The 14173-nt window shown below is 38.3% G+C and carries 7 protein-coding genes and 1 pseudogene; 5 read left to right on the top strand and 3 right to left on the bottom strand.

The features are described 5' to 3' along the window. The first annotated feature begins 13 nt into the window (after positions 1 to 13). Positions 14 to 577 (top strand): L,D-transpeptidase family protein, encoded by a 564-nt coding sequence (locus tag O9A_RS01150; protein ID WP_034457965.1) that lies wholly within the window; start codon positions 14 to 16, stop codon positions 575 to 577. A gap of 786 nt (positions 578 to 1363) precedes the next feature. Here the strand turns inward: O9A_RS01150 and O9A_RS01145 are convergent. Both O9A_RS01145 and tsaD read right to left on the bottom strand, forming a co-directional pair. Further along, entirely contained in the window at positions 1364 to 1792 is a 429-nt protein-coding gene (locus O9A_RS01145; protein ID WP_034457963.1) for an EVE domain-containing protein, read from the bottom strand. 1327 nt (positions 1793 to 3119) lie between these two features. Beyond that, entirely contained in the window at positions 3120 to 4214 is a 1095-nt protein-coding gene (gene tsaD / locus O9A_RS01140) for a tRNA (adenosine(37)-N6)-threonylcarbamoyltransferase complex transferase subunit TsaD (protein ID WP_034457961.1), read from the bottom strand. A 381-nt stretch (positions 4215 to 4595) separates the two neighbouring features. Between tsaD and O9A_RS01135 the strand changes: the two genes are divergently transcribed. From O9A_RS01135 to O9A_RS01120, 4 genes and pseudogenes are all read left to right on the top strand, one after another. Beyond that, positions 4596 to 5789, top strand: a complete 1194-nt coding sequence (locus tag O9A_RS01135) for a COG4223 family protein (protein WP_034457958.1) — start codon at positions 4596 to 4598, stop codon at positions 5787 to 5789. An 11-nt stretch (positions 5790 to 5800) separates the two neighbouring features. Beyond that, a complete protein-coding gene (locus tag O9A_RS01130; protein ID WP_034457956.1) occupies positions 5801 to 7333 on the top strand; it encodes a heme biosynthesis protein HemY in 1533 nt (510 codons plus the stop codon). Positions 7334 to 7427: 94 nt separating this feature from the next. After that, positions 7428 to 8175, top strand: a pseudogene (locus O9A_RS01125) (glutamine amidotransferase-related protein). A gap of 160 nt (positions 8176 to 8335) precedes the next feature. Continuing rightward, a complete protein-coding gene (locus O9A_RS01120; protein ID WP_051665526.1) occupies positions 8336 to 9397 on the top strand; it encodes a DUF2125 domain-containing protein in 1062 nt (353 codons plus the stop codon). Here O9A_RS01120 and O9A_RS01115 read toward each other — a convergent pair. After that, entirely contained in the window at positions 9394 to 14103 is a 4710-nt protein-coding gene (locus tag O9A_RS01115; RefSeq protein WP_034457952.1) for an NAD-glutamate dehydrogenase, read from the bottom strand. The genes O9A_RS01120 and O9A_RS01115 overlap by 4 nt on opposite strands. Positions 14104 to 14173 lie beyond the last annotated feature (70 nt).

Genomic DNA, 14173 nt, shown 5'->3' with positions numbered 1-14173 from the left:
AAAATAAGATCTCATGCAAGGAAAATTAAAAAAGAAACTCTGTAAAAAACAAACTTTTGTTCATTTTATGGTTGTTCGACGACAAGCAGGTCATTATGCACGTGGTATTTTACGCGTTGGTCAGAATCATTTTTTTTGTGCTCTAGGACGGATGGGTATTTCTGCATTGAAGCGCGAAGGTGATGGTGCGACACCTTTGGCACGGATGCGTTTTTTGAGGGGATTTCGCGGTAATTCTTATGGTTTTTTTCCACGTTCCGTTTTGCCTTTTCGCCCTATTCGAATGCAGGATGGTTGGTGTGATGCGAGTGGTGATGCCAATTATAATCGTTTGGTACGTCTTTCTTATTGTGAAAGAGCTGAAAAAATGCAACGTAAAGATGGGCTTTATGAAATTGTCTTGGTTTTGGATTGGAATATTACAGAGCGAAAAATGGCAAAAGGGAGCGCTATTTTTATGCATTTAGCACGAAAAAATTATGCGCCAACAGAGGGGTGCATTGCGCTTTCTCGCCGTGATATGGAACGTCTTTTGCCGTATATTAATCGACAGACTACAATTATTGTTTCCGGTTGAAAGCATTTATTATCTTATTTTAATTTTGCTTCATGGTTTTTAAAAACATGCCAAAGTAATATCTTTTAACGATTAGAAAATATGCACATGCCTTTTGTTTTTACTTGTTGCTTATCTTTTGATAAGATCATCTCCTTTCAAAGAAGATTAAGCCATTGTGTTGCAAGTTGGCACCATCATATCATTTGTCAGCTTTCAAGGTTGCTATAATCCTTGCATTAAAATGGTTTATGAAAGGCATTTTATTCCTTTCTTTAATAGTTTTATCCACATGGGAATCCCGCTTCTGATGTGCAAGAGAATGGTTTTGTTTGATTCAATATAAGAGGGGTTTGAAATAAGGGAATCTTACGATATTAAGATCTCTCATTCAAGTCGTAAAACAATGAATTATCCTTATAAATCAATATGATGAATCTTTTATCACAGACTTATTTTAAAAAGGTATCTTCTTAATTTGCATTCAATACTTTCGTTGGTATCGGATATGAATGGTATAAGGTAAAATCCACTGAGTACACCCTTGCTTATGTTTATGAAGTAACTGTCTACAGTTGCGCTATCATTATCTTTCCTCAATCCTGTTATAGATCTCCTTTTGTCTTTCAATCATTTTTAAGTGCTATTTTTATCTTTGCTCAAAGGTTTTTATCCATCACTGTCTTTCTCTTGTGCTGTGCAAAGAAATGATTTCTTGTTCTGAAGAGGAAGGGAAAAAAATAATATCGTTTTACTGTATAGAGATGGTCTTATTCAATATCAAAGATGATAAGTTATAATTGTAAATCACTTTCTTGTTTTCTTAAAATTGCCCATCAAGCAAATTTCTTTCCATTCATCTTCTGTGACGGGCTGTACGGATAAACGATTGGCATTGACCAATACCATATTTTTCAATTTTGGATTAGCCTTGATCTGTTTTAAGGAAACAGGGATTGGCATATCATATAGAGCACGTATATGTACACATTCCCAACGTGGATCCGTGGTTGTAGAGTCTGGGTGTACTTCAGCACAGACTTCTACAATGCCTACGATTTCTAATCCTTTATTTGAGTGATAAAAAAAGCCTTTATCGCCATATTTCATGGCGCGCATATTGTTACGGGCTTGATAGTTGCGGACACCATCCCATTGTTCGCCATCGTCACCTTTTTGCTTTTGCATGTCCCATGACCATTTATGGGGTTCAGATTTAAAAAGCCAGTAAGCCATGAGACCTCTTCTTCATGAGATTATGTCGTATTTTAAAAACATTAAGCATTTATATAGCACATCAGCAATGATTTTGGATTTTAAATAGGATGAAGAGTGATTCTTCCCAATTTGTTTTGTTCCAAGATAATAAAATTGTGATAGAGGAATGCGCCGTGCTTTCTAGCTTCTGGTGTTTTGAGTTGAAGTTTGAGAGTAAAGTTCGAGTAATGGGAATGTTTTCTTTGTAAATGTTCTATTGATAACAAACAAGCGTGTTAGGAAGGAAAAGCATTCCATCAACAAAGTACCCATTGGCAAAAAATGACGATTTATTGAAGATAAATTCTTTTAGATGTTCGTAAGAACTAAAAACCTTTCCTATTCTTTTATTGAAGACGTTCATTTTGTTTTAAAGTTAGGACTCAAAGATGAGAGTTTTCTTTTTACTTCAGAAAGGTAGTGTATTATCAATATGTCCGTTCATGGCAGTTGGCATCAAGTTTTGAAAGCTCTTGTTTAAAGACTATGGGGTATAGTGGTGAAGCTTGAGAGGGGCGATGTCTTTGTTGTCCGTGATCATTTCTATGGTTGGCTATAGACTTTTCAGTATGAGAGTAAAGCCTTGGCAAGAAGGTATGCTAAAATTTGATTTTCAAGTGTTATGCTTTAGTGAAATGCCTTTAGTTAAACTTTCTGTTTTCCTTACTGTAGAGACTACAATGATATTATCCAAGACCAAGAATTTCAGCTTTTTTTGAAGAGAGAAGAAAATACAAAAACTCTTGCTCAGAAAGGTGATGTGCGGAGACATAAGTAGAAGGGATGAGGAAGAAAAACAGCATTCCTGTCTTTCTTTCCATCCAAACAGACAAACAGTGCAGAATTATGGTGAACATTTTACGATGCACGTTGTCTTACTGAAGATTTTCGCAATAAATGTAAACATTTTAGATATCCTCTTCTCGTAATTGGATAAGAAGGCTTTTTTTATGGGTGTGCAGGTTTCTACTTTCATTGTTCTCTGGCTTGGAGGGTGAGGCGCAAAAGATCTCTATATTCTTATAGGATATATGAAGATGCTTTGACTTTGTTTGCTGTTAGCAAAAGCTATAAGGTTTTTTATGGCAGTGGGCTTAAGGTCAATTGCTAAGCATGTGCAATTTGAGTTATTCTTCCAGTTTTTGTCTAGAAAGTTTAATCAATATGATCTTATTGAATGGGAGGAAAATTTGGCAAGAGATTAATTGCCTAAATTTCGAGAAATGGTGATAAGTGTAACAGATAAGATGCCAAATGATGAGAGTTCATTTTATTCTCTGTGAATAGAAGGGGTTGATTTGTTTTCTTATGCTTTTGTTCCACGTCGTCCTGTTCCAATTAAGGGAGCGGATTTTTCATCCAATGGCCAGCGGGAGCGAGGAGCAGTATCAAAGGAGCTTTTTTCTCCTCGTGCTAGTCTTTGGGCACCAGCAAAAGCAATCATTGCAGCATTGTCGGTGCACAAGGAAAGAGGAGGAGCTATAAATTCAAAACCCTGTTGATCAGCAAGTTCTTGCAGTGTTAATCGAATGGCTTGATTGGCTGCTACTCCTCCCGCAACAACTAAAGCAGGAGGACGCGGTCCTTGATGACGAGAAAGAGGATATTGCTGGGTAAAGTGTTGCAGAGCTAAATGAACCCGATCATATACTGTATCGGTAACTGCTGCTTGAAAACTTGCCGCAATGTCAGCAATATCGCTTTCTGTAAGAGGGGAGATAGCTGTTGCTGCTTGTCGAACAGCGGTTTTAAGACCGGAAAAAGAAAAATCTAATCGTTTTTCACCTTTTAAAGGTCTTGGAAGAGGAATACGGTTTTTATTGCCCAATAAAGCCGCTTTTTCAATTGCTGGACCGCCAGGGTAGGGAAGGCTTAAAAGTTTTGCTGTTTTATCAAAAGCTTCTCCTAATGCATCGTCAATGGTGGTTCCTAAACGCTGGTAATTTCCTACTCCATGAACAAGGATTGTTTGTGTATGTCCACCTGAAACTAACAGCAATAAATAGGGAAAATGAACATTATGCGTTAGCACTGCTGTTAAAGCATGGCCTTCCAGATGATTGACGCCAATAAAAGGTTTTCCAGTGGCAAGAGACAGTGCTTTGGCACTCATAACACCTACTAAAAGTCCTCCTACCAAGCCAGGACCACTTGTTACTGCAATGGCATCAATGTCTTTCAGTTTTGTATGAGCATTTCTCAGGGCTTTCAGAATCAAATCATCAAGAATTTCAACATGGGCACGAGCAGCAATTTCAGGAACGACACCGCCGTAAGGTGCATGATGATCTGTTTGGCTCCAAACAATATTGGAAAGAATTTGATATTTTTCTCCAATAGTGTGTTCAATAACAGCAGTAGCAGTTTCATCGCAACTTGTTTCTATTCCTAACAGACGCATTTCAGACAAAACCTTGTGTATAAGCTTCTTTCATATGTGGGTAGCACGGACAGGCAAAGATGCAAAGAGCTTCCCTTAAAAATTAATTTCTCTCAGAAAAAATGTGTTTTAGCATTTTTTCTGAATATAATTGCTCTATTGATTAAAAATGAAGCTGCGTTTTTTAGTATAAAATGCTGACGTCTTTTTAAAAAGCTTGTTTATTAGGCTATACAATTATAAGTACTTTAAAAAAGTATGCATTTTTGAAAAATTTTATAAAGAAATATTCTTGATAAAATAGAGTGTAAAATAAATTATGTTGTTTGAGAAACGTTTCATTTTTAAATATTTTTTCATTTTGTTATTTTATTTTTAAAAAGTACTAAAAAAGTGATTGAAATGGCAGATTCTTCAAAACCAAAAGTTAAACCCCGTCACACTGGTGTTCGCCATAAGAAACCTATGATTGAACAGAATATTTTAAGCTGTGATTCAGAGCAAAAAACACAAAATTCTGTAGAAGCAGGTACATTAGAAACGCTTAAAGTAGAGAAGCAAACCACACAGAATAAATCCATATCGGGTATGATATGGCTTTTCTTGCCAATTTCAGGAATTTTCGGTGGTCTTATCGCTTTAGGTCTTTTTATGGGTCTTCAATGGGCAGGTATGTTTTCGTCTTCTTTGCTGGGCAATCATATTGGAGAGGAAAATGCTTTGCAGATTGCTGAAATCGCAAAAAGTCACAGTGAAGAGACAATAAGACAATTGAATCATGTGCGTCAAGAAATCGATAGTTTGAAAGCAGAATTTTCTTCTTTTTTATCACGTCAGCTTGGAACATTTCAAAGTGATGAAGCATCGCAAGAAGAAAGCAGAAAAGCTTTTGCGACTTTAGAGGAAAAAGTAAGAGATCTTGAAGAGTATGTACTCACTTTAGTTGGCGTCTCAAAAGATATGAAAGCTGCTATATTAGTTGGGCAGAGTAATGCAAATGCTCTTGCGGCGTTAAAGAAACGTTTAGAAACTATGCAGCAAGAAATTGTTGTTAAAAATGATGGGAAAGAAAAAATAAATACGGCGTTGTTTGTTGCGATTAATTCGCTGAAAAATGCCGTAGAGCGTGGCGGATCTTATGTCAACGAATTAAAAATATTACAACAATTATCGCCTTCGATTGAGGGGCTTGATCTGTTACAAAAAACAGCCTCTATAGGGTTTCCTAGTTCAGCTCAGCTTGCAGCTGATTTTGCCAATGTTGCCGACGCAATTGTTGCAACGCAAAAGATTGTTGCGTCAGATGCTGGTTTTTTTGAACGGATTTTGGCATGGATAAAAGCTCTGATTATTTTGCGACCGATTGGAAATGTTGAAGGTATGACATTGGAAGCAATTGCTGCGCGGATGGAGGTTGCCATTCAAACAGGTGATTACGAAAGGGCTTTGAGTGAATGGCAAACGTTGCCCCAAAATGCAAAAGATGTTTCAGTAAACTTTGTTCACCAACTTGAAAGATATGTTGCTGTCCATAACCTTCTTCAGAAGTTATTGTTGTCTGCACAACAAGGATCTTTTAAGGCAACAAAGATGTAAATAGGCTGAAAATGATACGTATTCTGATTTATACTTTTGTTATATGTCTGTTCGGCTCAGCTTTTGGGTGGATTGCTAATTACAATGATACCCTTGTCATAACGGTTGCGAACTTTCGATTTTCCGTTTCATTGTTGACAACTTTAAGTGTATTTCTTTTATTTCTTGGAATTTTGGTGCTTTTATGGTGGCTTTTTTCTGTACCTCACGCCCTCTCTAATTATTTTTATAAACGTCGTCAAAAGTACGGTTATGAAGCTCTTTCACAGGGCTTTCTTGCAGTTTTTGCTGGCGATACTGTTGAGGCGCAAAAAATGCAGACACGTGTTGAAAAATATCTTGCAGGAAATCGTGAGCCATTGGTTAAGCTTTTACAAGCACAAATTTTATCTTTGCAGAATAATTCTGCTCGCGCCATTAATATTTATGAGAAAATGAGAAAGGAAAAACAGACAAAGTTGGCTGGACTTTACGGCTTATTTCGTGAAGCTATGAAAACTAATGCTTATGAAGCAGCACAACAATATGCACAAGAAGCACAGACTTTATCACCAGCACTTTTGTGGGCGCATCAAGCGGTGCTTGATCGGTTGAGCGCAGGGGGAAGCTGGGATAAAGCGCTTGATGTTTTTGAACAAGCGCAAAAAACTTTACCGCGTTCTGTCCGTTCAACTCCAGAGCGTCAACATCTACAGGCTTTGCTACTTAGTGGGCAGGCTCTTCATTTGTCGAGGACGCACCTTGTAGATGCTCGTAAGGCTATTTTGAAAGCACATAAACTCGTGCCTGATTTTACACCTATAACAGTGATTGCCGCTGATATTCTTTATAAATTAAATGAAATACGCAAAGCTGATAAAATGATTGTTGCAGCTTGGCAAAAAGAGCCTCATCCTGATTTAGGAGCCCTTTATCTTGAAAGAGAAGAAGGAGCTGTTGGGCGCTTGAAAAAAGCTAGGACGCTTGCTTCTCATAATAAAGACACATTTGAATCTACTTTTCTCATTGCTAAAGCTGCTCTTGATGCCGGTGAAGGGGTATTAGCCAGAGAACAGGCACAAAAAGCACTTCAGTATCATAAGAGGGAAAGTGTTTATTTATTGCTAGCAGATATTGAAGAAGCACAGGGTAATAATCAGGCTGCAGTGCGGCAATGGCTTTCTTTGGCACTGCGTGCTGAACGTGATCCAGTGTGGATGTGTGACGGTGCTATTTTTTCTTCTTGGGCAGTTGTTTCTCCAATAAGTCGACGTTTGGGTTGCTTTGAATGGAGAGCGCCTCCCTCTATGCCTCCTCTCACATTAGAGGCTGATACTCTTATGCTGACAAAAAAAGACCAAGAAGATAGCGTGGATAAAAATGCTGTTGTTGAAGGTGACATGCTAGAAGAATCTCCCTCTGTAAAAGTTGATCTTTTGCATCATGCACAGACAAATAAACAAGATACAGGGGAATCTAATCCAATCCGCTTAAATGTTGATGATCCAGGAGTTAAAATAGATGAGGATGCGTTTTTGTCGAAAAAGAAATTTCGGTTATTTTAAAAAGGTGCTACAGTGAATATTCTGTATTGAAATTATTCTCTAGTGCTTCAAAAATGAAGTTTTATATAGCTGCAGAAGTGATTGGTTGAGACACGTGTTTGTGATGCAAAGATGTCCTGGTAAAAAGCAAAGAAATAGCAGACTAAGGATTGCCGTCATTATTCATCGCCAATCTATCTATACTGGTAGTTTGGGAAAATTTTTGCATCAAAGTGATTTTGTTCTTGATATTTACTGTCCTATTTTAGGGCAGAAACTTCCCAATACGTTAAGCATTATGTCGGTGTCGTCATTTTAGGGGGCTAATGAGTGTGAATGACAAGAAAGCCTATATCGATGAGCAAATTGATTGGATTTCTTTGGTGTTGAAAGAGAATAAACCTTTTTGGTGTATTTGTCTTGGAGCGCAAATGTTAGCACGAAATCTAAGGGGGTGTGTTTGTACAAGAAATGATGAAACTGTTGAGGTTGGTTGGTATCCGCTGGAAGCAGCAACTTCACAGGGCAAGGCATTGATGAATTGGCCAGAAATAGTCTATCATTTTCATGATGAATGTATTTATGATTTACCTCAAGAGACAATGCTTTTGACAACAGGTCATACATATCCTACACAAGCCTTCCGTTATGGACATAATGCATGGGGCTTGCAATTTCATATTGAATTCACACGGGCCATGATGCGGCGTTTGGTTGTGCGTTCAACACAAAAATTAACTGAAAAAGGTGCTCAGCCCGCTTCAGTACATTTGAAAGGTCGTTTAATCTATGATCAAGCTTTGAGCCAATGGTTTGAAAATGCATTACAACAGATTTTTTGTGTGTCAACGGCGTGCGTGTGAATGTTAAGAAGTATGACTATATCGATTGTTATCATGAAATAAGGGGAGTTTTCATTTTGTTTACATTCTCTCAATTGACATTATTCCGGAAAAATCTTTTTTTGAGCCGTTTACTTTGTGGAATGTTTTGTCTTGTTCTGATACTCATTTATAGTTCAGTCTGGTTTTTTTTTCACGTAAAATAGAAGAGCGTCTTTCCAGTGTTCTTGCAAGAGTATCTGCTCGTGACATGATGGCTATATGCGAACGTATGCGCAAGAATGGTTATCCTTTACGGATCGGTGTTGTTTGTGATCAATTTCAATTTGCTTGGCCGTTGTACGGTTTTTCTTTATCAACTGCACATTTAACCATTAGTGCACCAATTTATGTACCTCATTGGATAGAGGTAGAAGTTCATTCTCCTGCATCATTTGTTTTATTTGGAAAAAATCCCATAATGTCACGTTGGCATAATTTGGTGATTGGGACAGATCCTTATTGGGGGGGAGCTGGTAAGACATTTAAGCTTATGGCTGAAGGGCTTGAAATTTTTCCCGTTGCATCGTCCCTTAGAGATCAGAAATTTCACGAAGCACCGCAATCACAGACAGTAGATAAAAATGTTATGCAAGAAAGTATTGAAAGTCAGACATTTTTAGAAAATACTGATGATACAATTGTGCATCTGTTAGAACAAAAAAAGGTGCCCCCAAAAATAACTGCTGAATTTGTGCGGCTTGATCTTAAGAACGAGAAAAATAATTTATCAGGGCATATTACTTTCGATGCTTTTGATGCTTCTGTGTTTATTACACCTGAATTTATTAATTTTCCAAAAATTGATGGCAATTTAAAATGGATTCTCAATGATGTGTCCAGTCTGTTTGATACAAATGGTGAAGACAATTGGAAACATCGTTTGTATGGGAAAAGTGGTCTTTTAAAGCACGCTGAATTGATTTTTCATACAGGTGGTACGCTGCGTATAAGTGGACCTTTTTCCATTGATGATGAAGGATATTTGACAGCAGAATTTGAACTTGCCTTTATTCAGCACACAGAGCTTTTGACGACTATGCAGCGTTTGTTTCCCCTCCATGCCAACAATCTTCAAGCGTTATTTTTTATTTTGGGCGCTATGCCTAAAAATGCAGATGGCAACCCCGTTCTTCCCTTGTTGATTAGCCATGGGTGGGCAAAACTGGGTTTTTTTAAACTTGGCCGTCTTGCACCACTTTAAATTTGAAAAGCAGTATTTTGAAGTTGTGAAATCAATCCTGCTACAAAGATAAAACGAGAAATGTTGAGATCACTTTCAATGAGGGGACTAATGCGATTTGTTACATTGTCAATATGATCCTTTTCTGTTGTGCTCCAGGTTGCGAACGGATTGTCTTTTTCTCCATAGTTTTTTAGGATTTTCATAACAATTTGCCGTAAACTTTCGGTAATATTTGCTTTAGTTTGGTTTAAGGCCATATTATCATAATAATCAAGCACAGGAATTGTTTGACTCGCTTCATGAATGCGGTTTGTGCGAATGATTTGAGCAAGTGAGAAATATATCTCTGCAGTTTTAATAAGATCGCTGTTGCTTTGTTTGGCAATTAAAGAAATATCACAAATTATTGAAGCAGCTTCCAAGAGAGCCAATTGTTTTGCTAAAGCTTCTGGTGCTCCCTCTTTGCTATATTGTATTGTTTTCTCATGAACTTTTTGATTAATATCTTTATCTTTTAAATTTATAAGCTGTTTTTCAATAATCTCCCGGGCTTGCTTCATTGTTTTTATAAGTTCTTCTAAGGAAACAGAGAGGTCCATATTGCGTAAGCCCCAATTGGTTGCTTCAAAAAGCATGGAGGTTATTGCCGCGTAGAGCTTGTTTTGAATAAGACCGGGTAACTTATTATCAAGTTTATCAATTTGGTTAGACAATTGAGGAATGTCAAAACCATCACGGAGTACGATGAAAACACGAATAATATTTTCTATTTTTTGTTCTGTTGCATCTTGTAGGCGATTAACAAAGGTCGATCCTCCTCGATTTACAATATCGTTGGCAATCAGTGTTGCAATAATATTACGACGCAACTGATGATGAATGATTTCTTTCTCAAAGCTTGTTTGAATTTGAGTTGGGAAATAGTCCAACAAAATTGTATCAAAATAACGATCATCAACGATGGGGCTGTGGGCGATTTCTTCTTGTAGGGTTAGCTTAGCATAAGCCAAAAGAACAGCGAGTTCTGGACGAATAAGTCCTTGTCCTTGACTTATCCTTTGATGTAAAATTTGCTCATCAGGAAGAATTTCAACTCTACGATCCAGAAGCTTTTTCTGTTCCAAATCATGCATAAAGCGTATTTGATAAGGTAAATCCGTAGTGCTTTGACTTTCAGCCAAGGAAAGAGCAAGTGTTTGCAAATAATTGTTACGCAGGACTAACTTCTCAACTTGGGGAGTCATTTTTTTCAAGAGTTCATCGCGTGTTTCGCGGGTAAGCGTTTTTGCACGAAGTGCTGATGCCAGAACAATTTTGATATTCACCTCAACATCTGAACAATTAACGCCTGCGGAATTATCAATGGCATCCGTATTGCATCGTCCACCATTTAACACATATTCAATTCGACCACGTTGTGTAACGCCAAGATTAGCGCCCTCACCAATAACTTTTGCACGCACTTGTTCACCGGTGATTCGTAGTGCATCATTCGCACGGTCTCCTACTTGTGCGTCGGTTTCTGTTGTTGCACGGATATAAGTACCAATGCCGCCAAACCATAAAAGATCAACAGGTGCTTTGAGAAGTGCAGAGATAATTTCAAAGGGTGTTCCTGTTTGTTTTGCAAAGCCAATGGCTTTCGCTGCCTCGGGTGATAGAGTAATGGTTTTTGCTGTACGTGAGAAGATACCACCACCCTTTGATAATTTTGTTTGATCGTAATCCTGCCAGCTAGAACGAGGGAGTTGAAAGAGTCGCATACGCTCTGTATAGCTTTCAGCTATATTAGGATCTGGGTCGATAAAGATATCGCGGTGATCAAAGGCCGCGATAAGCTTGGTTTGTTTAGAAAGCAACATTCCATTGCCGAAAACATCACCGGACATATCGCCAACCCCGATACAGGTAAAGGGGATTGTTTGGATATCGTGATTAAATGATTCTCGAAAATGTCTTTTAACTGCTTCCCACGCACCTTTAGCTGTAATTCCGATGTCTTTGTGATCATAGCCTGCTGACCCTCCAGAGGCAAAAGCATCATCAAGCCAAAAGTGGTTTTCTTGGCTGATGGTATTGGCTGTATCAGAAAAGGTTGCGGTACCTTTGTCGGCAGCGACAACAAAATAGGGGTCATTATCATCATGACAGATAACATTTTTGGGTGTGCTTCTTTTACCATTAATCAGATTGTCGGTGATGGAAAGTAAAGCTGTGATAAAGTCAATATAAGCTTGACGTGCGGCTTCTATGATTACGGCACGGTCATTCGTTTGAGGAAGGCGATGAGGGTAAAATCCCCCTTTGGCGCCGACAGGAACAATAACCGCATTTTTAACCTGTTGAGCTTTGACTAAGTTAAGCACTTCAGTGCGGTAATCTAGCGCACGATCTGACCAACGGATTCCACCACGAGCGATAGGACCAAAGCGTAAATGCACACCTTCAACTTCTGGTCCGTACACAAAAATTTCTCGATAAGGACGCGGTTCAGGTAAGTCCTCAATTTGGCGTGGATCTAACTTGGTTGCTAAAATACGCCGTGGATCTCCATTGGCAAGAGGGGTAAAGGCATTAGTGCGTAAACTTGCATCGATAAGGTTACGATAACGGCGTAAGATAAGATCATCGTCTAAACCGGATACTTTTTGTAATTTTTCCTCAATACGTTTTTGAATGACCCGTTGGTTTTTGTCCCGTTCTTTTTCTGTATGGCTTTGATGAAATTTCAAATGAAACAAAGCATAAAGGTCTTGAGTAATGTCAGGATAGGTGTTTAAAGTTTGGGCAACCCGGTCTTGTGAATAAGGAATTCCAACTTGTTGGAGATAGCGCCCATAATGGCGTAAAATGACAATTTCGCGCCAATCAAGCTCTGCTGTTTGGGTTAATGCATTAAAAGCATCATTATCTGCGTTTTGCGCCCAAACTGCTTCGAATGTTTCAGCGTATTTTTGACCGGTTTTTTCGCAGTCTATACAAAATTGGAAGGTGCTTTCTAGTTGCATATTATGAAGATATACAGAGTGTCCGTTGCCATCTGGTAATTCAAGTGTTTGTTCAGCAATGACCCTAAACCCCATATTTTCAAGGAGTGGTACGCGTTTGGAAAGAGCTAGTGCTTTGTGGCGGTGAAAGAGCCGGAGAGAAATACTTTGTTTTTCTTTATTGTAGGTATGATAAAATGTGACAAAAAGCGGTTTTTTATCATGAAGACTTAAAATATGTCCAGCATCTTCAATGGCATCTTCAGTGGAAAATAAGTCACGATAGCTGTTGGGAAATTGGCTGGCTAAACGCGTTTGTTGTTCTGTTATTTTGCGGGTAAGAGCTATGGTTTGAACACTCTCTTCCCAACTTTGTGCTATAGAACGTACGTGCTGTTCAAGTTTGGTGCGCTCAATAAGAGGAGCACTTTCACTCCCTTTGCGATGGATAATGTAATAGACACGTGTGAGTGTGCTTTCCAAAAACAACGGATAGGACTCAAAAAAATCACCATTATAGAGCTCAATAAAATATTCACCAACTTTTTCGCGAATGTTGCTGCTGTATTGATCACGGGGTATATAGACGAGTATCGAAACAAAGCGCCCAAAAGGATCCGTATGAGCAAGCACGCGCAAACGTGGGCGTTCATCTAATTGCATGATGAGTTTGGCATTTTCTGTCAATATGTCAATGTCAGAGCGAAACATTTCATCTCTTGGATAGGTTTCTAAAACACTGATGAGTGCTTTGCCAGAATAGTCGGCACGATTATGTCCAAGGCGTTGGATGATAGTTTTGGCTTTTTCTTTTAAGAAAGGGATTTGCAAAATAGAGCATGTATAAGCTGAGGAAGTGAACAGCCCTACAATGCGTAATTCTCCACAAAGTTTGTTTTTTTTATCAAAGATTTTAAGGCCGATATAATCGAGCCAAACGGAACGGTGAATTTTTGAACGGCTGTTAGCTTTTGTCACAATAAGTAGGTTATCATTTTTCATAAAGGACAGGATTTCTTGGGGAGGTTCTTTCACGCCTGCATCGCCAATAATACGAATAGAAGCATCGGTGAGAATGCCCAGTTCAAGGTTGCTGGGTGTAAAAGCTTTTGAGGGTTCTTGGTCTTTGATGAAGTTATAAGTGCGCATGCCAAGAAAGATGAAATTATCGTCCATCAACCAATTGAGAAATTCAATGGCTTTTTCACCCTCTTGTTTGTAGTGTGCAGGCAGGTTTGTTTGATAGGCATGAATATGCTTTCTCACTTCTTCAAGCATTGGTTGCCAGTCTTGTACAGCGGCATTGACCTGTTCAAGGATTAAGGCAATCTCTTCTTTGAGCTTTTGTATCTGCTGTTCATTTAAGGATTCAATATGGATTTGCATCAAACTGATGCGTTGTCCCGAGCCACAATCAAGGACGGGATGTGCAATCAAGTAAATGTGATTTTTGTGCTGATTGAATATATTCAAGATAGAATCAAGAAGAAAAGGTTTGTTATCATTTACCAGCGTGATAACAGTTATAGGTTTATTCTTACGGGTCAAATTTTGTTCAAAACAGATAATACTTTTGCCTGCTTGATGAAGATTAAAAGCGTCAATGGCGGTGAGCGTGGCTTTTTGGAGTTCCGTACTTTCGTAACAGGCGATATCTTCTTTATCGGTGTGAGCAAAAAGGATTTTTTCTATTTCATCTTGGTTATTTTTTGTTTCTGATATTTTTTGTTTTAACACAATACTCTTCCCTTTTTTGCTCTTATGGATCTCTTCTTTCACAGCAGCAGATCATTTTATCATTCTCTGT

It is taken from the genome of Bartonella koehlerae C-29 (assembly GCF_000706625.1).
Taxonomy (GTDB): Bacteria; Pseudomonadota; Alphaproteobacteria; order Rhizobiales; family Rhizobiaceae; genus Bartonella; species Bartonella koehlerae.
This window is presented reverse-complemented; position numbering and strand designations above follow the sequence as displayed.